Genomic DNA, 22,773 nt, shown 5'->3' with positions numbered 1-22,773 from the left:
TAATTAAACCGAAATAGAATCCCGAATGAATAAAAGCTTCCGTTTTTTTGTAACCTCTGCCCTGCTCATTTCTCCTCTGTTTTCATTTGCAAACTTCGATTTTAACAGCAATTGCCTAAATGCCTATAAAAGCATCTTCGAACTGAAATTGGGCAATGCCAGGGCATATATCTCTACCGAAAAAAAGCAACATCCAAATAACTCCATCATTCCGCTTTTAGAAAATTATGTAGATTATTTTACCGTTTTAACATCGGAAAGCAAAGCTGATTTCGACCGCTTGAAAGTGAATAAATCTGCCCGTTTGGATCAAATCAGCGATGATGATAAAAATTCGCCATATTACTTATATGCACAGGCAGAAATCAATCTGCAATGGGCTTTAATAAGGGGCCGTTTTGGAGAATATTTTAATGCGGCAATGGAAGTAAAAAAAGCGAACAGCCTTTTACAGGAAAATAATAAGAAATTCCCCAACTTTCACCTTAACCTTAAAGGATTGGGTTTAATTAATGCCGTTTTAGGTAATTTACCAGATGGTGCCCTTAAAACAGCACTTTCTACTTTTGGCATAAAAGGCAATCTCCAAAATGGACTGAATATGTTCGAAAAACTTGCCGATAACCTGCCTAAATCTTCCTATGAGCCATTTTATGAAGAAGTGGTGTTTTATTATGCCTATGTATTAACTGATGTAGCGCATAGCCCCCAAGCCTATGCCAAAACCATAAAATATACCGAAAGGATTGCCGATACCAGTTTGTTAAAAAGCTATTTACAAAGTTATGTATGCATTAAGAACGGCCACAGCGAAGAGGCCATCTCCATTTTGGCCAAGCGGCCTGAAGGTGGTGTTTATCAACCTTTCCCATATTTAGATTACCTTGAAGGTATTGCGCATTTGAATAAATTGGATCTTAATGCAGCTACGTATTTTAACCGCTTTTTACAAGCAACCAAGGGCGTTAATTTTGTTAAAGACGCTTACCTGCATCTCGGCTGGATAGCACTTCTGAAGGGAGATAAGGCCGGTTATACGGCCTTTGCGGCAAAGGCTGTTAAAAATGGCTATACCTATATGGAAAAAGACAAGCAGGCCAAAAGCGAAGCTGCCGCCGGAACGCCTACGTTAGATCTTTTAAAAGCCCGGCTTTTATTTGATGGAGGCTATTTAAGCAGGGCACTGCAAACGCTCAATGATAAGAAAGCAAGTGAACATACGAATGATAGAGATAAAACAGAGTTTAATTACCGCTTGGGAAGAATTTATGATGATTTAGGTAAGGATGACCAAGCTTTAGCTGCTTATCAGGAAACCATCAATGGAGGCAGAAACCTGAAATATTATTTTGCTGCAAATGCTGCATTGCAGATGGGTAAGGTTTACGAACGGAAGAAAAATACCGCTAAAGCAAAAGAGGCTTTCAATACGGCCATAAGCATGAAAAATCATGAATTTGAAAGCAGTATTGAAAGCCAGGCAAAAGCCGGGTTAAGAAGATTGACGAATTAAAAACGGTGTACAAAAGCATTGATGTGCATCCCTGCTCCAACTGAAGCAAAAACCGCTACATCACCAGCTTTAACTTTATAACCTTCTACCTGTTCTTTTAAAACCAGATCCAACAAAGTTGGTACAGTTGCTACTGAACTGTTTCCCAACCACGAAATCGTCATCGGCACTAAATTTTCTGGTACGGTATCTTTACCATAAAGCTTAAATAAACGCTTCATAATGGCGGTATCCATTTTTCCGTTGGCCTGGTGCACAAACACAATATTTACATCATCTACAGTTAAGCCAGCTTTATCAATAGCCTTTTTAATCACCTGCGGCACCTGAATTACTGCAAACTCATAAAGTTTACGGCCATTCATTTTTAAGTAAAGGTTTCCATTGGTTTCCTCCGGATGAGCACTTTTGCCCATGATTAAAAGGTTGCCGTGATTCACCGCATGGGTTTCGGTTTTATGGGCCAGAATACCTTTCTTTTCGTCTGATTCTTCTGCTTCAAAAATTACAGCTCCGGCACCATCCGAAAAAATCATGCTATCACGGTCGTGCGGATCGATAATGCGGCTTAAGGTTTCTGCTCCAATTACCATTACCCGTTTTGCATCGCCACTTTTAATGTAATAATCAGCCTGTATCGCACCCTGAACCCATCCCGGGCATCCAAAAATGATATCGTAGGCAACACAATCAGGGTTTTGGATGCCTAATTGTTGTTTTACTTTCGCTGCTAAAGCGGGTAAAACATCTGTACGGTTACTTCCCAACGGGATATCGCCAAAATTATGGCAGAAGATAATATAATCTAAGGTTTCTTTATCGATACCGGCGTTTTCTATAGCTTTTTCTGCAGCCTTGGCACCAATATGGTTGCTTAACTGCTCGGGGCAGACGTAGCGTCTTTCAACGATCTCGGTAATTTCAGAAAACTTATTAATGATTTCTGAATTCTCCTTCTCCAATCGGTTTCCATTCTCAAAAAATGTAGAATTTAAAAATTCACTACCTGAAATAATATTCTGAGGAATATAACTTCCGGTGCCGGTAATTACCGTATTTATTGCTTTGCTCATAATTATAATACCGCATACTAAAACGGTATGTAGTATAAAACTATCAATTATATTCGATAATCGAAAATAAATTTATTTTTTTAACAGCCCACCCTGTCATTTAACCAGAAAATGAAGATACTATTTTTTAAAGAATCATTAAAGCATATTTTGAGTTTTGCCAACGATACCTATAAATTTTTAAAATACCTGAATTGCAGTTTGAATCGAAGAATAGGCCACCACTAATGGCACTTTAATTTGATGTAGATTTTGTAATAACCTGATAAGAAGCGAGGGCATATCAATTTTCAAAGAAGACTGGATAAAATTTTTAGTGATTAATATATTTCTTAACTAAAATCATCAATCAAAAACACAAAAAGCTCTTTTGGGCCATGCGCTCCTAAAACCAATGTTTTTTCAATATCGGCAGTTCTGCTGGGGCCAGTAATGTTGCTGATCATTGATGGGATTTGGTTGCCATATTTATTCTTCAACAGCTGAAAAGCATCTTTTAGGTCTAACACCAACTGACTTGTTCTCGCGATTACAATGTGGTGGTGTGGGAAAATACTGAGCCTTCTTCCGGCGGCACTCTGGTTAGTTACCATTACGCTTCCGTTGCGGGCAACAAGTGCTTCGCAAAGGGTGATACCCACCTCTGCCTGTTCGAAATCTTTATCTGTTTGGTAAAAAGGAAATTCGTATTTGCTTAAAAACTGTTGGAGTTCTGGCTCCCAGCAATATATTTTGCGCCATTTAAATTTATCGGCCAGCTGAAGGATATTCTCAAAAAAATCGATCCCATCCTCGCAGAAAATGAAATTACCCGAAATGGCAGTAAGCTGTTCGGCAAACAATACCTCCAGCTCATCTGTATTTTTTTTATACAGTTGACTTTCTTCTAAATTTGGATAAGGGTTTTCGCGTTTCTCTAATAGTGCTTTCCTTATCTTTTTTAGTATTTGTTCCTTCGCTGTCGTATTATCCTTCATTATAAAAAAAAAGCTACCCTAATGATTAACTAGGGTAGCAAATGTAATAATAGAAATTATTTATTTATGCCTCTACCGGAGTAATATGTCCGGGAGTTCCATTTTCGCCTTGATTTTCGAATAAACGTTTACCAAAAATCACTTCTAAATCATCTTTAAATAAAACTTCTTTTTCGATCAGGATATCAGCAAGTTGAATCAATTTATCTTTATTTTCTTCCAATAAATTGATTGCTCTTTGATATTGACCTTCAATCAGTGCCGAAATTTCTTTATCAATGGTTAAAGCGGTATCTTCTGAATATGGTTTAGAGAAATTATATTCATTCTGACCCGACGAATCGTAGTAAGTAATGTTTCCTAATTTATCGTTTAAGCCATAAATGGTAACCATCGCTCTTGCTTGTTTGTTCACTTTCTCCAAATCGCTAAGTGCGCCGGTAGAAATGGTATCGAACATTACTTTTTCGGCTGCTCTGCCACCCATTGTTGCACACATTTCATCAAGCATTTGGTGCGGACGAACAATCAAACGTTCTTCTGGTAAATACCAGGCTGCACCCAGGCTTTGTCCGCGTGGAACAATAGTAACCTTAACAAGCGGTGCCGCATGTTCCAACAACCAGCTTACGGTAGCATGACCAGCTTCGTGAATTGCGATGGCACGTTTTTCACTTGGGGTAATAATTTTATTTTTCTTTTCTAAACCACCAACAATTCTGTCTACAGCATCTAAGAAATCCTGTTTATCAACTGCCGATTTGTTTTTACGTGCAGCAATTAAAGCGGCCTCATTACAAACGTTGGCAATATCAGCACCCGAAAACCCTGGAGTTTGTTTGGCTAAAAATTCGGTATCTAATTCTTCTGATTTTTTAAGTGGAGTAATGTGTACTTCGAAAATCTGTTTACGTTCAATAACATCTGGTAAATCAACATAAATCTGTCTGTCAAACCTACCGGCCCTTAATAAAGCTTTATCTAAAACATCAGCACGGTTGGTTGCTGCCAAGATAATAACATGTGTATTGGTGCCGAAACCGTCCATCTCAACTAAAAGTTGATTTAAAGTGTTTTCGCGTTCATCATTACCACCCATCACGCCGTTTTTACCACGGGCACGACCAATTGCATCAATCTCATCAATGAAAATGATACAAGGCGATTTATCTTTTGCTTGTTTAAATAGATCACGCACACGTGAAGCACCTACTCCAACAAACATTTCAACAAAATCAGAACCTGATAAAGAGAAGAATGGAACCTGAGCCTCGCCTGCAACAGCTTTAGCCAATAAGGTTTTACCAGTACCCGGCGAACCGACCAATAAAGCACCTTTAGGGATTTTCCCACCTAAATCGGTATATTTTTTAGGGTTTTTAAGGAAATCTACAATTTCCATTACCTCAGTTTTAGCTTCTTCTAAACCGGCAACATCATTAAATGTAATGTTCACCTGGCTTTCTTTATCGAATAATGTAGCTTTCGATTTTCCGATGCTAAAAATCTGACCGCCGCCGCCGGCTCCACCGCCCATTCTGCGCATCATAAAGATCCAGAAACCGATTAGAAGTAGTACCGGAAGAATAATGCTCAGGAACCAGCTAGCCAATGGATTGCTGCGGCTGGTTTTTTCTGCCAAAATACGTGGCTGGTTTGGAGGTAAACTTACTTGCGATTCTGCCAATTGTTTATCAAGACCGTCCATTGTACCTGCATTGAAATACACCACCGGGCTTGCATTACTGTTGTTTACATTAAAAGTGCTATTGCTTTTATAAGCATCATACAGCTTCTTTTTCTCTAAACTATCTTTCTTGATATAAACCTCTACCCGTACTAAATCATCTGATTTATAGGCAACAACTTTTTGAACGTCGCCTTTAAGCAACATTTGTTGTTCGAATTTTTGATAGGTAACTTCTTTACCACCATCGGTAGTAAATAAAAATTGTGCGGCAATAATGGCTATAATAATTGCTGCATAAACCCAAAAAATATTAAATTTCGATCCCTTTTGTGGTTTCTTGGGGATATTGGGTATTCTTTTCCCTTGTTTTTCGTTGGTATTTTGATTGTCGTTCATTTGTCTTTTTCAAAATGGTTCTAAAGGTTATGCGCTCTGATAATTTGTGCTTTCCGCATCCCCCCAAAGTTCTTCTATGCCATAAAAGTGGCGCTTTTCGGTTTTAAAAATGTGCACAACCACATCAAAATAATCTAGAATAATCCAATCTGCAGATTCGAAACCTTCTTTATGTCTTGGGTCGGCCTGGGTGGCCTTATATATTTCTTTTTCTACACTATCGGCAATAGCTTTAACCTGGGTGCCTGAGGTGGCACTTGCAATGATAAAGTAATCTGCTACTGAAGTATGAATATTTCTAAGATCTAACCGCACTATATCTTCTCCTTTTTTTCTTGAATGCCGTGTACGGCTAACTCAGAAAGGTATGTAGAAAGGGCTACTATTTTCTTTTTTACCATTAAAATGCTTTAATTTTGGAATTACAATATTATAAATTCAACACTTGCAAAATAACACTTTTTCGACACTATTTGTTGGTCAAAATTTAATCAAATTAAAAGAGGTTGATTCTACCAATAACTTTTTAAAAGATTTGGTGTCAAAATCCGAGCCATTAGCCGAAGGGACTGTAATTATGGCAGATAATCAGTTTGCCGGTAGAGGACAGCAGGAAAGCGTTTGGCAAACGCAGGCGGGCAAAAACATTAGTACCAGTATTTATCTAAAGCCATCCTTCCTGCCGCTCGATAAACAGTTTTATCTTAATATTGCCGTTAGTTTAGCGGTTAGCGATGCTTTATTATGTTTTGTGCCGGAGGGAATAAAGGTAAAATGGCCAAACGATATGTATTACCTGGATAAAAAACTGGGTGGAATTCTCATTGAAAATACACTGACAGGTTCTTCTATTAAATCATCAGTTATTGGCATTGGGTTAAACATCAATCAAAAGGAATTTCCTGATAACATCAGCCAAAGGGCTACCTCCGTCATTCAAATTTTACAAAAAGATGTGCTTTTAATGGATATTATGGCGAAAATCTTCACGTTTCTGGAGAAATACTACTTAATTTTGAGAGCAGGGAAATATACTATTTTACAAAATGATTACCTTGCCAAGCTTTATAACTTAAATGTTTGGGCATTATATAAACAACACGGCGAGGTTTTTGAAGGGAGAATAACAGGAGTTGAAGAAAATGGCAGGTTAACTGTTGAAACTAAAGACGGATTAAAGGCTTTCAACTTTAAAGAAATTGAATTTACACACACAAAATAAACACATAATGAAAAAAATCACCCTAGTGCTTTCGATGGTTCTTTTTACCATTGCAGGTGCCTTCGCTCAGATCGAAAAACCAGTAACCTGGGCTTATTCTGCAAAGAAAATAAGTAAAACAGAAGCTGTAATTTATTTAAAAGCAACAATTGAAGATAGGTGGCACATCTATTCTCAAAATGTTAAAGATGGCGGACCGGTTAAAACTACTTTTACTTTTTCCCCATCAAAAGATTTTAGCCTGGTTGGAAAAACAATAGAACCCAAAGCGATTGTTAAGTACGAAAGCACTTTCAAAATGAATGTAAGTTATTTCGAAAAATCAGTAATTTTTCAACAAAAAGTTAAATTAAATAAGGCAACAACAGTTGTAAAAGGAGTGGTAGAGTTTATGGTTTGTAACGATAAACAGTGTCTTCCGCCAGAAGAAGTTGAGTTTAGCATTCCGGTTAAATAGTTGAACCTCAAAATATTTACAAGCAGTCCTGAATTTTCAGGACTGTTTCTTTTTAAAGTAAAATCTGCGTGCTGAGGTGGTTTAAAAAAAACCGTTTATAAAATTATTCTTAATTTCACGGTTTCAAACACACACACACTTAAACACACAAATGAAAAAGGTTTTATTATTGTTATTAATGGCCACAATGTTTATTGCATTGCCCGCTGTTAAGAGTTACGCTATTGTAACCCAAGATACCACATCAACCGCTCCTCCCGATGATATTGTTTTTACCGAGGTTGGTTCTGCACAGGATAGTGCGGCGAATCATCTTGTAAAAGACACTGTAAAAAAAGATACAACGAAGGCAACCACCTTAAAGACAACAAAAACCACTGATTCTGAAAAACTAACCCTTTGGCAAACTTTTCTTAAAGGTTTATTTGGTGGGTTTTTGGCTTTTTTAATGCCATGTATATTTCCAATGGTGCCATTAACCATCAGCTATTTTACAAAAAGAGCAGGGAGTAGAAAAAAAGGGATAGGACAAGCAATAATCTATGGTATTTCGATAATCGTTATTTACGTCGTTTTTGGATTACTGATTACTTTAATTTTCGGTTCTGGGAAATTAAATGAATTGAGTAGCAGTGGATGGTTTAATTTTGCTTTCTTTATCCTGCTCATCATATTTGCCATTTCTTTTTTCGGCGCATTTGAAATCACATTGCCAAGTTCTTTTGTAAATAAAATTGATCAAAAAGCAGATTCGAGTAAAGGTTTAGGCGGTATCTTTTTTATGGCCGCTTCTTTAGCACTGGTATCATTTTCTTGTACAGGGCCAATCATCGGAACTTTACTTGTTGAGGCTAGCTCAAAGGGAGCTGTGCTCGGCCCTGCAGTAGGAATGTTTGGCTTTGCTTTGGCTTTGGCATTACCCTTTACCTTATCTGCAATCTTCCCAGGCTTTTTAAATACGCTCCCTAAATCTGGTGGTTGGTTAAATAGTGTAAAAGTTTGCTTGGGCTTCCTAGAACTTGCGTTAGCTTTAAAATTTTTATCTGCCGCAGATTTGGTATGGCATTGGGAGTGGTTTGATAGAGAGATCTTCCTTTGTTTATGGATCGTTATTTTTACTTTAATGGGCATTTATCTGCTGGGTAAAATTAAGTTTTCTCATGATAGCGATTTACCTTTCGTATCAGTGCCCCGATTATTTTTCGCCATTTTATCATTCTCATTTGCGGTTTACATTTTACCCGGATTATGGGGGGCACCAGTAAATGTATTAAGTGGATTAGCTCCTCCTCTTAATACACAAGATTTTATTTTAGGCGGCAACACTCAGGCATCAAACAGTTCTTCCAATTTTCCTGCTTCTGTAAAATATCAGGATGTTTTACATCCTCCACATGGCTTTAATGCATTTTTTGATTTGGAAGAAGGATTAGCATTTGCAAAAAAAGTAAACAAACCAGTGATGATCGATTTTACCGGACATGCGTGTGTGAATTGCAGAAAAATGGAAGATAAAGTCTGGATAAATTCAGAAGTAGGACGTTTAATTAAAGAAGAATTTGTTTTAATACAGCTTTACGTTGATGAAACATCAGTTAAAGTGCCGTCTAATCAAGTTCATTATTCTTCTATTTTGCGCAAAAACACAGAAACTTTAGGCGCGTGGAATGCAGATTTTCAGGCAACGAAGTATAATTCTAATTCTCAGCCTTTTTATGTACTGGCTGGTCATGACCTTAATGCTTTAGTTAAACCAGAAGGAGCAATCTTTGATGCAAAAGAATATGCACTATATTTGCAAAGCGCCTTAGATATTTTCAAAGGAAAGAAACAAACAAATGAATAAGATTAAGAATATTGGTGTTTTAACCTCTGGTGGCGATTCGCCAGGCATGAACGCCGCAATTAGGGCCGTTGTTAGGGGCTCTATTTATTATGATATTGAAGTAACCGGTTTTATCCGTGGCTACGAAGGGCTGATCAATAATGATTATATCTCTATGGACCGCAAATCTGTAGCAAACATCATTCAGCGAGGTGGTACCATACTAAAAACCGCCAGAAGTGAAGCTTTTAGAACCGCAGAAGGTAGAAAAACCGCTTATGCTAACCTGAAAGCTTTAGGAATTGATGCCCTGATTGTAATAGGTGGGGATGGAACATTTACGGGTGCCAATATCTTTTCAAAGGAATTCGATTTTCCTATTGTGGGTTTGCCTGGTACGATTGATAACGATTTGGCAGGTACTGATTTTACAATTGGCTATGACTCTGCCATTAATACGGTTATTGATGCTGTAGACAGGATTAGAGATACTGCAGAATCACACGACAGGCTTTTTATTGTTGAGGTAATGGGGCGCGATTCTGGTTTAATTGCTTTAAGAAGCGGTATTGGTGTAGGTGCCGAAGCCATTATGATTCCTGAAGCAAACATGAATGCAGACGATATTTTGCACAAACTTGAACATAGCCGTAAAGATAAAGCCTCAAAAATTATTATTGTGGCCGAAGGAGATGATACCGGTGGTGCTTTTAAAGTTGGCGAAATTCTTCAAGAGAAATACCCGCATTATGATACGAAAGTGTCGGTTTTGGGGCATATCCAACGTGGAGGAAAACCAACCTGTATGGATCGCGTATTGGCCAGCAGGTTGGGTGTTGCTGCTGTAGAAGGCTTAATTAATGGCGAAAGTGGTGTAATGGCTGGTCAGATAAACCGGGAAATTGTATTTACTCCTTTCGATCATGCTATTAAACACATTAACGCTGAAAAAGTGAGCGCAAAATGGTTGAAGCTAATTGATATTCTTTCGTTTTAAGCGAAAAAAATGAATTATAAAAGAAAAGTCTTTCCCGCACCGGAAAGACTTTCTTGTTTTTGCTTAGTTTTTCGCGATAAGCAATTTCTTAATCTTCTAAAATTACAGCTGTGCCATTGGCACTTACCATTAACATGCTGCCACCGCTCCCAACGGTTTCATAATCCAAATCAACTCCAACAATTGCATTTGCGCCTAACGCTGCTGCATACTGTTGCATTTCGTTAACAGCTGTATCTTTTCCCTCTCGTAAAACGCGTTCATAGGAACTCGATCTCCCTCCTACTATATCTGTTATCCCAGCAAATAAATCCTTAAAAATATTTGCTCCAATAATCGTTTCGCCGGTAACTAAACCGATATATTTTATAATTTTTCTGCCCTCAACTGTAGGCGTTGTGGTTACTAACATAGTTTCAGTTTTTTAATTAGAACAGCTTCTTTAAGAAATGTTACATTTTTTCGAATGTATTGAGAAAGATCTTTGAAAAATAAATTTATGTAATCGGGAAAGTTTTTGCATCAATATTAAAAATCAAGTTATGAGCGCATCTAAAACCTTCCTCACCCTCCTTTTACTTTTGGTTTCATTTTTTCTTCGGGCGCAAATGCCTGTATTAAAGGTACAACAGGCCGAAACCAGCGATCAAAAAGATGTGGTTAAACTTAAAAAGTTAGCCATTGATGTGCAGATTACCGGAAACATAGCCACAACGGTAATGACAATGACTTTCTACAATAACAGCAGCCGCATTTTAGAAGGCGAACTTACTTTCCCTATGCCAGAGGGCGTAAGCATAAACCGTTATGCTTTAGATATAAATGGAAAAATGCGTGAGGCGGTGCCGGTAGAAAAAGCCAAGGCAACAGAAGTTTTCGAAAGTATTGAGCGGCGCAGGGTTGATCCAGGCTTACTGGAAAAGGTGGAAGGAAATAATTTCCGTACCAGAATTTACCCATTGCCTGCTAATGGAAGTAGAACAATTATTGTGGGTTATGAGGAAGAACTGGGTTTTAGCAAAGGAAATGCTTTAAAGTATCATTTGCCTTTGGATTATAACCAAGCTATAGAAAACTTTACTTTGAAAACCACTGTGTATGAGAGTATTGTAAAGCCGGAGCTTGGTGAACAGCCCGATGGAAGTTTTGATTTAAAAGTTAACGGAAATACATATGTAGGCGAAATTAATAAAAGCAACTATAAACCAAAAAAGGGGCTCACAATTAATCTTCCAAAAAGGAATAATCTGCCAGAGGTACAAATGCAAAAAGCTTCATCTGGATATTATTTTCTTGTTAATGTTTTTCCTAAAATAGAAAGCCGCAAAAAGCAATGGGCAAACAATATTGGTTTAATCTGGGATGTATCGTTAAGTGGCCTTCAACGAGATACCGAGAAAGAAATACAATTGCTAGATTTAATGATCAGCCAAAAACAAAACTTAACAATACAATTGGGCCTGGTTAACAACGGCTTTAAATATGCAGGAACTTTCATTATCAATAACGGAAATTGGACTGAACTGAGAAACAAATTAAAAAGTTTAGTGTACGATGGCGGTACAAATTTCAGTGCGATAAATACGAGAGCTCTCCAGGCCGATGAGTATATTTTATTCAGCGACGGGCTATCCACCTTCGGTAAAAACACGGTAGCATTAAATAAACCCATTCATTGCATCAATACCGCGCTAAAGGCTGATTACAGCACTTTGAAATTCATCAGCATGAAAACTGGCGGACAATTTGTTAATCTGAATTCCATTTCTGTTGAAGATGGATTTAAACAACTGAACCAGCAAAATCTACAGTTTTTAGGAATTAAAAACGGCAGCAACGTTAGGCAAACTTATCCATCATTGAGGGTAAACGTAAACGGTCATTTTTCGCTTGCAGGTATTATGAACGAATTTAATACTGAGTTTATTCTGCAATTCGGCTTTGGAAATACGGTGGTTTCAGAACAGGCAGTCCGTTTAAACCCTACAGAACACACTTTAAGCAGTATTGATGTAAGCCGCGTTTGGGCACAAAAGAAAATTGCAGAAATGGATATCCGTTACGACGAAAATAAAGATGATATCAGTATTTTGAGTAAACAGTTTGGGATCGTTACACGGAACACCAGCCTGATTGTATTGGAAAATCTAGACGATTATATACGTTATGACATTACGCCTCCAGTTGAACTTCAACAGGCTTACAATGCTGTTTTAAAGCAACGCAGAACAGCCATTTTGGAGCGAAAGGAAGATTTGATAAATGCTGCCGCCGCCATGACAAAGGAGCTAAAAGCCTGGTGGAACACCGATTTTAGTTATAAAGAACCTGAAAAGAAAAAGGAAAGATATCCCGACCCGGGGCAAAGGGATATGATCGGAGATCCTACATTATATGGGTCTTCTGATACGAGGCCCAAAAGTAGCCGGGCTGAAGTTGCTAAAGTAGCTGAAATGGTTGTGCCATCGCCACAGGCTATCGCTGTTTCGCTACCTCCTCCTACCGGGGCAGCGAGACGGGCCGCAAAAAGCAACCAATTAAATGAGATTGTAGTTGTTGGCTACGCAACGCAACGAAAAGCTGTGGTAACAGGGGCGGTAACCTCAGTTTCGGATAATAAAGTTTTCGAAGGTTCGGGCAATGCGCTTACAGGAAAAGTTGCCGGAGTTAATGTAACACTAAAAGATAAGGCTAAGGTACCGCAACCTCAACCAACAATTTTACTACCCGAGTTCAAAAGCGATAAAGATTATATGAAAAGTTTGGTAGGCAAGCCAGATAGTGCTTACATGGCCTATTTAAAAATAAGGCCTAAATATATCAGTACGCCTATGTTTTATTTTGATGTGGCCAACTGGTTTTATCAGCAAAAGGATAGCGTTAGGGCGCTAACCATTTTGAGTAATATTGCTGATCTTGACCTCGAAAATGCCGATTTATACAAAACCCTGGCTTATAAACTGAAACAAACGGGTAATTATAATAACGAGATTTTTATTACTCAAAAAATACTGCAGTGGCGGCCTATGGATGCGCAAAGTTACCGTGATTATGCGTTGGCCTTGGCTGATCAGGGGCAATATCAGGCTGCTTTAGATAACCTCTACAAAGTACTTACTCAAAGTTATAATAGCCAGATTGCCGATAGAGATCAGGGGATTGAAGAAATTATAATATCCGAAATAAATAACCTGATTGTAAAATATGGCAATAAACTGGATACAAAAGGAATAGATAAGCGTTTGATTCAGCCTTTGCCTGTTGATGTGCGCGTTGTACTTAACTGGAATAAAAATGATACCGATATCGATTTATGGTTAACTGACCCAACGGGCGAAAAAGGGTTTTACGGCAATTCAAAAACAAAAATTGGTGGCAGAATCAGTAACGATTTTACTTCAGGTTATGGTCCGGAGCAGTTTATGATCAAAAAAGCAATAAAGGGAAAATATAAAATTGAGGTTAATTATTATGGTGACCGGCAGATAAATATCAGCGGACCAACAACTGTAACTGCAGAAATTTATACCCGGTATGCTACAGGCAAACAGCAAAGAAAAGTTATTGTATTGCCTTTGGCATCAGGAAATAGCGGAGGTAATTTTGTTGGTGAGTTTAATTTTTAAAAGGTGATAACATCAATTAAATAATTTAATGGATCAGAGTTGTCAATTTATAGCCAGTTTGCTGGAAGGTTGACAACTCTTTTAAAAATTAGATTTCTCCATTATCCTATACGTCAATCGAAACGACGGATCTTTTTCAAATTTAAAGCAGTAAACCTGCTACTTCCTCCCAGTTGTTTACCCGTTCGAATTCGGTAACCAGTAAATTATGAGGAGAGGTAAACAATAATGGCCTGCCCGCAAAATTTACAAAGTTTTTTGTACGGTCGTCTATTATAATGTCAACGTTTACAATTTTATTTCCGCAGAACATAATGTGTTGCCAATCAATAAACGGAAAATGCTCTGCCATCCAATCATACTTATCAATTAATGAATTGCGAAATTCCATAGCTGCAGAAACAATGTAAACATCATATTTTTCTTGTAGGGCTTTAATTACCCGCTGGCTGTCTTCTATCACTTCAAGATCGCGAAAAAAGCCCGGCTCATTGATATATTCAAACCATTTCTGGTTAACATCTTGTGGTACGTGGTGATAAATTTCGTTTCCGGCATCGATTTTTAAATCAAGCGGAACATTATAATCCCGGTTATATAATTTGATAAATTTTCCAACGGCATCGGCAATCACCTCGTCCATATCAATCGCAATTCTTTTCATTTTGTAGCTGCAAATATTTTGGCGCAAATATCCTGAAAACAAAGAAATTAAACTATGTTTTTAATTTACAGTATTTTAGTTATCTTTGCAGCCCCGCAGCATGTAGCTCCGGGAACTATGTTGAATACATAAATACAAAAGAAAATGGCAACTAAAATCAGATTGCAAAGATTCGGTAAAAAAGGAAAACCTTTTTTCCACGTTGTGGTAGCAGATTCTCGCTCTCCACGTGATGGTAAATTTATTGAGCGTTTAGGTTCTTACAACCCAAACACCAATCCTGCTACCATCGAAATTAACTTCGAAAAAACTTTAGCTTGGGTTAACAGTGGTGCACAACCAACTGATACTGCTCGTGCTATCCTTTCTTACAAAGGTGTTTTATACAAAAAACACTTAGAAGGTGGTGTTAAAAAAGGAGCTTTAACTCAAGAACAGGCAGATGAAAAATTTGCAACTTGGTTAGATGCTAAAGCAGGTAAAATTTCTGGTAAATCAGAAGGTTTAGCTACTTCTAAAGCAGATGCACGCAAAGCAGCTTTAGCAGCAGAAGCAAAGAAAAAAGAAGATAAAGCAGCAGCTATCGCAGCTAAAAATGCACCAGTTGCAGAAGAAGTTGTTGAAGAAGAAGCACCAGCTGTTGAGGCTGAGGCAACTGAAGAAGCTCCTGCAGCAGAAGCTACTAAAGAAGAAGGAGCAGAATAATTTTAATTATTTTGTTTTAAAAAATAGCGTTCCGAATTTCCGGAACGCTATTTTTATTTAAAGATGATATTTACAGTTCGTCATGCTGCCCGATGTCAAATCGCAATCAGCATCTTTCATTTTATAGATCCCGAAATTATTCTGGGTGGCGATTGAATTTGAATATGAAACACGAAGAAGCATTTTACATAGGTTACGTTACAAAAACGCGGGGTTTAAAAGGAGAAGTTCAGGTCTTTTTTGAATTCGACGATTATGAGCAACTGGAGTTTGATGTCGTTTTTGCAGATATGAACGGCAAACTGGTTCCTTATTTTGTAGCATCGGCAAAATTGCAAGCCAATAAAACGGGTTATTTTAATTTTGATGATGCAGACCATATTGATAAAGTACAACCACTTTTAAAGAAAAAATTATACCTCCCGCTTTCGCAAATGCCCGAACGGGAAGAAGGAGAATTTTTCTATACCGATTTTAATGGTTATGTGGCTATTGATGAAACCCTTGGCGAACTTGGCGAAATTATTGAAGTAAACGAATACCCGCAGCAATTTGTGGCAACGGTGATGTATAAGGATACCGAAGTTTTATTCCCCTTGAATGAAGATTTTATAGTGGAATATGATGAGGATAAAAAAACACTAACCCTCGATTTACCAGAAGGTTTACTCGATATTTATTTAGCACAATAATAACTGTAGCAAAAAACTTTTTCTGTGGTTTTTCGTTCTAGCTGTAATGAGGTATCTGTTTGCTATAGTGATCGTTTTGTTATTTGCTTGTAACCGGGCTAAACGAAATGATCAAGCCGCAAACAAACGCGTTTCAAACACACGGAGTTTAACCCAAAAGGATTCCATACAAAAGGTAGCCCTGGTTGCATTAAAGGCCTTAAAAGCACAAGATTATAGTGGTTTCGCATCTTGCTTCCATCCTACCGAAGGTGTCCGTTTTTCTCCTTATGGTTTTGTAGATTTTACCCATAAACAAACCCTGGCTAAAGATTTTTTAGAAGCCATAAATAAGAACTGGATATTAACCTGGGGGCATTACGATGGCTCTGGTGCAGCAATTAAACTCAGGGTTAAACCTTACATCCAACGCTACATTTACAATGCCGATTATTTAACGGCCGAGAAAAAAGCTTACGACTCATTTATCGGAGGTGGCAACTCTATCAATAACCTTAAAGAGGTTTATCCCCAACTGCATTTTACTGAATATTATTTTAAAGGCTTTGATAAAAAGTATACAGGTTTAGACTGGAGCAGTTTAAAGTTTGTATTTAAAAAATATCAAAGTAATTATTATCTCGTTGCCGTTATACACGATCAATGGACGGCCTAGCAGCGCAAAATTCGAGTTCAGACTAAAGACTTCAGACTAAAGCCTTACCTTTGCCCCATGCGTTTCGATATTATAACAGTTCTGCCCGCTTTATTAGAAAGTCCGTTTGCTCATTCTATTCTACAGCGCGCACAAAAAAAGGGCATTGCCGAAATTGTAGTACATAATCTGCGTGATTATGCAACCAACAAACAAAAAAGTGTAGATGATTACCAGTACGGTGGTGGTAGCGGCATGGTAATGAGTATTGAGCCTTTTGCAGCCTGTATTGAAAAACTTCAGGCAGAGCGCGAATATGATGAAATTATCTTCATGAGTCCTGACGGTGTTACTTTAAATCAAACTACAGCAAACGAACTCTCTATTAAGCAGAACATCATTATTTTATGTGGGCATTATAAGGGCATAGATCAACGTATACGCGATATCTTTGTAACAAGGGAGATCTCGGTAGGTGATTATGTTTTAAGCGGTGGTGAGCTTCCTGCTGCGATTGTGGTTGATGCTGTTGTGCGTTTAATCCCTGGTGTTTTAAATGATGAAACTTCTGCCTTATCGGATAGTTTTCAGGGCGAACTGCTCGATGCACCTGTTTACACACGTCCGGCCGATTGGCGGGGACATAAGGTGCCTGATGTTTTGTTAAGCGGCCATGAGGCAAAAGTGAATGAGTGGCGGCACGATCAAGCCTTGGCGCGTACAAAAAGCCGTCGGCCTGACCTTTTGGAATAGAAGCATTTAACACATTCGAATGTGGAATTCGTAAAGATTGTGGAAAAAATTAAAATAGGTTTTTTTATATCAAAAAAAATCCCTAATATTGCAATCCGATTTTCAAGGTAAAGAAAGTTGGTTTAATAGCTTAAAATCATGGATTTAGTAAAATTTGTTGAAGAGCAGGCCATCGCGAAAAAAGATTTTCCTGCGTTCAAGTCTGGCGATACAGTGAGCGTACACTATAAAATTCGCGAAGGTAATAAAGAACGTGTTCAAATTTACCAAGGTGTTGTAATACAACGTAACAGTGCAGGTGCTAATGAAACCTTCACCGTACGTAAAATGAGCAACGGCGTTGGTGTTGAGCGTATTTTTCCTTTTAATTCTCCAAACATTGAGAAAGTAGAAGTGAATAGCTATGGTAAAGTTCGTAGAGCGAAATTGTTCTATTTACGTGCTTTAACTGGTAAAGCTGCTCGTATCAAATCTTTGAGAAAATAATATTCTTTATTATACGATATAGCCTTCACGATTAATTTCGTGGAGGTTTTTTTGTTTATACCTTTGTTACATGTTAAACTCTGCTTTTTTCGACCAAATTATTTGGGGCAACACTGTAAAAGCCTATTTCCTTTTTGGAGGCATACTTTTTTTAGGTCTGGTTTTTAAAAACATTGTTTCGAAGCTTTTAAGCAGGTTACTTTTTAAGCTTTTCAAAAACTTTTCCAATCAATCTCATAATGATGCCTTTGTAGCCCTGCTGGTAAAACCGATCGAGGTTTTTATTCTGCTAGCTACGCTGTATCTTTCCATTAATCAGCTTAAACATCCGCTGGAAGTTGCTGTTTTTCATTACAGTAAATTAATTGGTAAAGTAAAAGAATTAATTCCGGTAACGATTGGCGATTGTATTGACCGGATATTTCTTTTTGGAATTATACTCTCAGTCTTTTGGATCATTTTAAGGATAATCGATTTTATCAGTCACGTATTACTCTATAAAGCTTCACTTACCGAAAATAAAGCCGACGATCAGCTGGTGCCGTTTTTAAAAGAATTATTTAAAACGGTTGTAATTTTTATTGGCTTTTTTACGCTTCTGGGTTTTGTATTTGAGGTTAATGTTTTAACGCTGATTACCGGTTTAGGGATCGGTGGTATTGCCATTGCCCTTGCTGCTAAAGAAAGCTTGGAGAACCTGATAGGCTCTTTTACCATCTTTTTAGACAAACCTTTTACTGTTGGAGATCTTGTAAAGGTGGATGGTGTGGAAGGAACCGTTGAAAAGGTTGGTTTTAGAAGTACAAGAATCAGAACTTCGGAAAAAACGATGGCTACTATCCCTAACAGAGGTATGATCGACGGAGTTTTAGAAAATCTGTCGCTCCGGAATTCACGTAAAGTATCCTTTATAATCGGACTTACCTACGAAACCAACTCGGAATCACTTAGAAGAATTATTACCGAAATAGAAAGCTATATAAACAACCACGTAGGTACAAGTGACGATGGTAACGCTTCTTTTAAAAGTTTTGGCGATTCGGGATTAAACGTAGAGGTTAATTACTTTGTAACGGTGCTTAATTACGCAGAATTCCTCAAAATAAGGCAGGAAATCAATTTAGAAATTATGGATATTGTAATCCGTAACAAATCAGATTTTGCTTACCCTACACAACGTTTAATTAGCGATAGGCCAACTGCTGCGGTAAATAAAGAAGAAGTAGGTAATGATGCTACGGATTAAAATCTATCAGTTATGCTTGCTTAGTCTGTGTCCTTGCAGACTACAGCTTATATTATTATCTAAAATTGATGGTATTAGACGTTTTAGATAATGGATAGAAAATATTTCTTGTTTGGAAAGCAAGTGTAGCGGTGCTATTGAAGTTTGTTCCTGCTCCAGCTTCTGCCGGTTGAAATATCGGCATCTCGCTTCGATCAGGTTTATATGGGAACTTTTGTTTTTCAAATCCTTTTTGAAGGTCGATATCATATAAAAGCCGTTCCAATATGAATCGGAACGGCTTTTTAATGTGTTTATATTGTTCTACTAACTTAATGTGGCCAAGGTGGTTATCCCACCTTTAACAACCTGGTTAAGTTCTACGTTTACTTTAGTTCCAACTGGAAGAAAAACATCAACCCTCGATCCGAATTTAATAAAACCGAACTGTTCTGTTTGTATTACCTGATCTCCCTCTTTTACGTACCAAACAATCCTGCGGGCTAAAGCACCAGCAATTTGGCGGAATAATACAGGCGTACCACTTTTATGTTCTACTACTGTTGTGGTGCGTTCATTCTCTGTTGAAGATTTTGGGTTCCAGGCGGCAAGATATTTACCAGGATGATATTTAAAGAATTTTACCACTCCCGAAATTGGGTTACGGTTGATGTGCACATTTACTGGTGACATAAAAATTGAAACCTGTAAACGTTTATCTTTAAAGTATTCTCCTTCTTCTGTTTCTTCAATTACCACTACTTTACCATCAGCAGGGCATACAACCAAATTTTCGCCTGAAGAAAAGCTGCGGGTCGGATTTCTGAAAAACTGAAGTACAATTATAAATAATGCGGCAGAAAAGATATAAATGAACCAGCGCAACCAGGTAATGTCATGGTATTTATAATCAACAATTGCGTTGATTACGAAAATAAACAATATGCTTAATGCAATGGTGGTGTAACCTTCTTTATGTATGGTCATTGTGTTAAAAATTATTGGGCAAAGGTGCGAAAAATAAATTAATCCAATCTAAAAATTATGCACCCGTTGCTCTATAAATGTCGGTTAGGTTCCGGCCAAGGCCATTATAATCTAAACCATATCCAACCACAAATTCGTTAGGTATTTCAAAACCAACATACTCCAGCTCTTCAATTTCGTACTTTAGTGCACTTGGTTTAAGTAAAAGTGAGCTTACTTTAACTGATGCAGGATTTTTTGCTTTAATTGTTTTTAAAATATGGGTTAGGGTTAAACCGGTATCTACAATATCTTCAACAATGATGATGTCTCTTCCTTCAATATTTTCTGGTAAACCAATCAGTTCTTTTACGTTTCCAGAGCTTGATGTTCCTTCGTAAGATGCTACACGCATAAAAGCAATTTCGCAAGGCACATTAATTTCTTTAATTAAATCGGCCATAAATAAGAAACTTCCGTTTAACACACCTATAAATAACGGGCATTTACCCTCATAATCTACATTGAGTTGAATGCCCAGTAAACGGATCCGTTTATTTAAAGTATCGTTTTCTAAAAATATCTCGAACTCTTTATCTTCTACTTTTATTTTGTGCATGCTGCCGTTAAATGGTTTAAATTATTGTTTGTAGAACTGTAAACTAAAAATTGCCAACTAATTACTGTTGCGTTTTTTCCAGTTCTTTCTGTCTTCTTCGTTCTTCCCTGCGCTCCTGTCTCAATTGTTTTTTTGTTTTGGTGGTATCTGCCGGAGTAGTTACCGGTTTGCTTGCAGTATCCTTTTTAGCTCCTCCACCAAAAAGGCGTTCGAAGAAACTTTTATTTTTATCATGTACAATTACAACAGGCAATCCATCTCCGTCATCATCAAAAGCATTGGTATCGATAACAGCAGTATCTGGAGCCAAATACCTACGTAAGCCTTCTCTTAAACGAACATTATAAAAACCATAACCAGAAGTATCGCTGGCTACTAGGCCCCTTCTTGCCATAATATTTCCCATAAACCTGAAATAGTTAAACATGTAAGGTTTTAAGCTTCCATCGGCCATAAATTTATACATAGATGCCTTTGGTTTTGGCACAATGCTGGCGAGAAACAATCCATCGCCAATGGTTAAATCAGCAGGTTGTTTTCCAAAATAATACCTTGATGCCTCTCCTATTCCATAAATGTTTTGGCCTAATTCCATAATATTGAAATAAACCTCCAACATCCGCTGTTTGCTTACCAGGTGGTTGTGCTCAATAAGCCAAACAATTAAGATCTCTTCTGCCTTGCGGGCCAGGGTTTTCTGCCGGCTTAAATAAACATTTTTAACCAGTTGCATACTGATGGTACTGCCACCGCGTTTAAATTTCTTTTCTTTAAAATTAACCGCAATAGATTTACGGATAGATTCTTCAACAAAACCATTGTGCGTAAAAAATGAAGGATCTTCTGCAGTTAAGACGGCATTGATGAAGTTTTTCGAAATAGCAGATAATGGGGTAAAGTTTGGGTTAGCTGGGCCAATGGTAATGTCGCGCATGGGCTTGCCGTACTCATAAGGCGTGTAAACGAATGGACTGTTTATTTTTTGTAAATTGGTTTTACCCCATTGTACAATTTTAAAGTTTACCGGAGTTAACGTAGAGCTGAACCGAACGCTATCAGGAATTTTCGTATCCAAATAAAAATTAAGGTTGTATTTAACTTTTCCTTGTACTTTTAGTCCTTCCAACGATTCGAATAAGCCTTGTGGAAACGCATCTAAAACGCCTTGTGCATCTTGTTCTTCGGCATTTAGCTTTAACTCATAAATTTTGTTTTTACCCAGTGTGTATTTAACGTAGGGATGAATCTGAGCATTTTTAAGGAATGCTGTTGAAGTGCTGTCGAGCGTAATGTAATTTGGTCCGACCAGAATATCTGCATCCAATTTTGCGTGTTGTACAATAATATCATTTGAAGCAATCCGGGGTTGATTGATCAACATGTTTTTTACCGACCATGAACCAGAAATTTTATAATCATCTCCACTGTATTTTGCGTTTTTAAGTTCTGTTTGAAGGGTGTCGAAGCTTAATTTTGCGTGTAATTTATTGTCCAGGTAGGGCAATTCGAGTTTTTTTCCATCCGCATAAGCCGTAAACCGCAACTCTTTACTGCCTGGATTTACATAACCATCAACATGCCAGGTAGATTCGCCATTATTTACATTTATTGCCGATTTTAAGTCGCCACCATCTATTGTTGCCATGGTTGCAAAACTTAATTTGGCGGTATCATGATCGTTTAATTTAAAAATCATGTTCTGTACATCCATATCATCAGGTATTTTATACAAAACCTGATTTAAAATATTGCTCGCTATTTCTGACAGGTTAACCTTGCCCTTGTTTTCTGTGCTGTCCTTCTTTTTTCTTTTTAAAATGAAATCGATATTCGTGGTAGAGTCTTTAAGCACCACACTCACAAAACCATCGTTCAGTTTTACTTCTGAGAGCTTTACATTGCCAAAAATAAGAGGAAGAAGCTTTACGCCTACACTTAACTCACCAATGTTGGAGAGGGTATCGCGCTCTTTGGGAACAACAGAAATGTTCGTCATTTTAACGGTACTAAGGCCTGTAAAGCCAGCGGAGCCAATTTTAACTTCTAAGCCATAATCTTTATCGGCTTTTGCTATTGCCTTCGCCACCATTTTTTTAAGAAGTGCTTCCCTTTTGCTATACGCTACCGCACCTAAAGCGATACAAACAACTAAAAAAACACCTAAAACCCAGGCTCCGATTTTTAAATATTTTTTGGGGATCTTAATTTTTGGTATTCGCATATAGTCGTTAAAATGGTTAATTGCTTAAACGT

General features: G+C 37.6%; 21 protein-coding genes and 1 pseudogene. 12 read left to right on the top strand and 10 right to left on the bottom strand.

The annotated features are described in order from the left end of the window. Positions 1 to 25 precede the first annotated feature (25 nt). Positions 26 to 1,513, top strand: coding sequence for a tetratricopeptide repeat protein (locus ACZZZW_RS01840; protein WP_463492129.1), 1,488 nt, complete (start codon positions 26 to 28; stop codon positions 1,511 to 1,513). Here ACZZZW_RS01840 and ACZZZW_RS01835 read toward each other — a convergent pair. The 4 genes and pseudogenes from ACZZZW_RS01835 to rsfS all read right to left on the bottom strand — a co-directional run bounded on the left by ACZZZW_RS01835 (position 1,510) and on the right by rsfS (position 6,050). Then, positions 1,510 to 2,586, bottom strand: coding sequence for a 3-oxoacyl-ACP synthase III family protein (locus ACZZZW_RS01835; RefSeq protein ID WP_055914309.1), 1,077 nt, complete (start codon positions 2,584 to 2,586; stop codon positions 1,510 to 1,512). The two genes, ACZZZW_RS01840 and ACZZZW_RS01835, sit on opposite strands and share 4 nt — an antisense overlap. A gap of 332 nt (positions 2,587 to 2,918) precedes the next feature. Continuing rightward, the gene (locus tag ACZZZW_RS01830) at positions 2,919 to 3,563 is read right to left on the bottom strand and encodes a LutC/YkgG family protein (protein ID WP_055914307.1); all 645 of its coding nucleotides are present in this window, start codon (positions 3,561 to 3,563) and stop codon (positions 2,919 to 2,921) included. A 64-nt stretch (positions 3,564 to 3,627) separates the two neighbouring features. After that, entirely contained in the window at positions 3,628 to 5,649 is a 2,022-nt protein-coding gene (gene ftsH / locus ACZZZW_RS01825; protein ID WP_055914304.1) for an ATP-dependent zinc metalloprotease FtsH, read from the bottom strand. 27 nt (positions 5,650 to 5,676) lie between these two features. Continuing rightward, positions 5,677 to 6,050 (bottom strand): annotated as a pseudogene (gene rsfS, locus ACZZZW_RS01820) (ribosome silencing factor). A 44-nt stretch (positions 6,051 to 6,094) separates the two neighbouring features. Between rsfS and ACZZZW_RS01815 the strand changes: the two are divergent. The 4 genes from ACZZZW_RS01815 (at position 6,095) to pfkA (ending at position 10,150) form a co-directional block, all read left to right on the top strand. Continuing rightward, positions 6,095 to 6,871, top strand: coding sequence for a biotin--[acetyl-CoA-carboxylase] ligase (locus ACZZZW_RS01815; RefSeq protein WP_055914297.1), 777 nt, complete (start codon positions 6,095 to 6,097; stop codon positions 6,869 to 6,871). Positions 6,872 to 6,878: 7 nt separating this feature from the next. Next, on the top strand, positions 6,879 to 7,328 hold the full coding sequence (locus ACZZZW_RS01810; RefSeq protein ID WP_463492128.1) for a protein-disulfide reductase DsbD domain-containing protein: 450 nt from the start codon (positions 6,879 to 6,881) through the stop codon (positions 7,326 to 7,328). A 151-nt stretch (positions 7,329 to 7,479) separates the two neighbouring features. Further along, positions 7,480 to 9,174: a protein-disulfide reductase DsbD family protein gene (locus ACZZZW_RS01805; protein WP_055914291.1), complete on the top strand. Its 1,695-nt coding sequence runs from the start codon at positions 7,480 to 7,482 to the stop codon at positions 9,172 to 9,174. After that, complete coding sequence (pfkA, locus tag ACZZZW_RS01800; protein ID WP_055914288.1) at positions 9,167 to 10,150, top strand: 6-phosphofructokinase; 984 nt, start codon at positions 9,167 to 9,169, stop codon at positions 10,148 to 10,150. The genes ACZZZW_RS01805 and pfkA overlap by 8 nt, the downstream gene beginning before the upstream one ends. Before the next feature lie 88 nt (positions 10,151 to 10,238). Here pfkA and ACZZZW_RS01795 read toward each other — a convergent pair whose 3' ends face one another. After that, positions 10,239 to 10,562, bottom strand: a complete 324-nt coding sequence (locus tag ACZZZW_RS01795; protein ID WP_029281519.1) for a heavy metal-binding domain-containing protein — start codon at positions 10,560 to 10,562, stop codon at positions 10,239 to 10,241. A gap of 130 nt (positions 10,563 to 10,692) precedes the next feature. On the opposite strand from ACZZZW_RS01795, the gene ACZZZW_RS01790 reads away from it, so the two are divergent. Then, positions 10,693 to 13,776, top strand: a complete 3,084-nt coding sequence (locus tag ACZZZW_RS01790) for a VIT domain-containing protein (protein WP_463492127.1) — start codon at positions 10,693 to 10,695, stop codon at positions 13,774 to 13,776. Between the two features lie 142 nt (positions 13,777 to 13,918). On the opposite strand, the gene ACZZZW_RS01785 is transcribed toward ACZZZW_RS01790, so the two are convergent. Continuing rightward, positions 13,919 to 14,440: a 5' nucleotidase, NT5C type gene (locus ACZZZW_RS01785; protein WP_055914282.1), complete on the bottom strand. Its 522-nt coding sequence runs from the start codon at positions 14,438 to 14,440 to the stop codon at positions 13,919 to 13,921. Positions 14,441 to 14,584: 144 nt separating this feature from the next. Here ACZZZW_RS01785 and ACZZZW_RS01780 point away from each other — a divergent pair, with 144 nt between their 5' ends. From ACZZZW_RS01780 to ACZZZW_RS01755, 6 genes are all read left to right on the top strand, one after another. Then, positions 14,585 to 15,145 (top strand): 30S ribosomal protein S16, encoded by a 561-nt coding sequence (locus tag ACZZZW_RS01780; RefSeq protein ID WP_055914278.1) that lies wholly within the window; start codon positions 14,585 to 14,587, stop codon positions 15,143 to 15,145. A 164-nt stretch (positions 15,146 to 15,309) separates the two neighbouring features. Next, a complete protein-coding gene (gene rimM / locus ACZZZW_RS01775) occupies positions 15,310 to 15,837 on the top strand; it encodes a ribosome maturation factor RimM (protein ID WP_055914275.1) in 528 nt (175 codons plus the stop codon). Between the two features lie 46 nt (positions 15,838 to 15,883). After that, positions 15,884 to 16,492 (top strand): hypothetical protein, encoded by a 609-nt coding sequence (locus tag ACZZZW_RS01770; RefSeq protein ID WP_055914272.1) that lies wholly within the window; start codon positions 15,884 to 15,886, stop codon positions 16,490 to 16,492. Positions 16,493 to 16,549: 57 nt separating this feature from the next. Further along, positions 16,550 to 17,224 (top strand): tRNA (guanosine(37)-N1)-methyltransferase TrmD, encoded by a 675-nt coding sequence (gene trmD, locus ACZZZW_RS01765; protein ID WP_055914269.1) that lies wholly within the window; start codon positions 16,550 to 16,552, stop codon positions 17,222 to 17,224. A gap of 138 nt (positions 17,225 to 17,362) precedes the next feature. Continuing rightward, positions 17,363 to 17,710, top strand: coding sequence for a 50S ribosomal protein L19 (gene rplS, locus ACZZZW_RS01760; protein ID WP_039474107.1), 348 nt, complete (start codon positions 17,363 to 17,365; stop codon positions 17,708 to 17,710). Positions 17,711 to 17,780: 70 nt separating this feature from the next. Next, entirely contained in the window at positions 17,781 to 18,956 is a 1,176-nt protein-coding gene (locus ACZZZW_RS01755; protein WP_055914266.1) for a mechanosensitive ion channel family protein, read from the top strand. A 55-nt stretch (positions 18,957 to 19,011) separates the two neighbouring features. Here ACZZZW_RS01755 and ACZZZW_RS01750 read toward each other — a convergent pair whose 3' ends face one another. The 4 genes from ACZZZW_RS01750 to ACZZZW_RS01735 all read right to left on the bottom strand — a co-directional run bounded on the left by ACZZZW_RS01750 (position 19,012) and on the right by ACZZZW_RS01735 (position 22,741). After that, positions 19,012 to 19,140 carry a hypothetical protein gene (locus ACZZZW_RS01750; RefSeq protein ID WP_255352072.1) on the bottom strand — a complete coding sequence of 43 codons (129 nt, stop codon included), beginning with the start codon at positions 19,138 to 19,140 and terminating at the stop codon, positions 19,012 to 19,014. Positions 19,141 to 19,262: 122 nt separating this feature from the next. Next, positions 19,263 to 19,922: a phosphatidylserine decarboxylase family protein gene (locus ACZZZW_RS01745; RefSeq protein WP_463492126.1), complete on the bottom strand. Its 660-nt coding sequence runs from the start codon at positions 19,920 to 19,922 to the stop codon at positions 19,263 to 19,265. A 55-nt stretch (positions 19,923 to 19,977) separates the two neighbouring features. Next, the gene (hpt, locus tag ACZZZW_RS01740; RefSeq protein WP_055914260.1) at positions 19,978 to 20,520 is read right to left on the bottom strand and encodes a hypoxanthine phosphoribosyltransferase; all 543 of its coding nucleotides are present in this window, start codon (positions 20,518 to 20,520) and stop codon (positions 19,978 to 19,980) included. Positions 20,521 to 20,581: 61 nt separating this feature from the next. Next, positions 20,582 to 22,741: a transglycosylase domain-containing protein gene (locus ACZZZW_RS01735; RefSeq protein ID WP_463492125.1), complete on the bottom strand. Its 2,160-nt coding sequence runs from the start codon at positions 22,739 to 22,741 to the stop codon at positions 20,582 to 20,584. Positions 22,742 to 22,773 lie beyond the last annotated feature (32 nt).

The organism is Pedobacter sp. AC379, from assembly GCF_979258145.1.
Note: the sequence above shows the minus strand (reverse complement) of the source record. Positions and strands in the feature narration are given on the sequence as shown.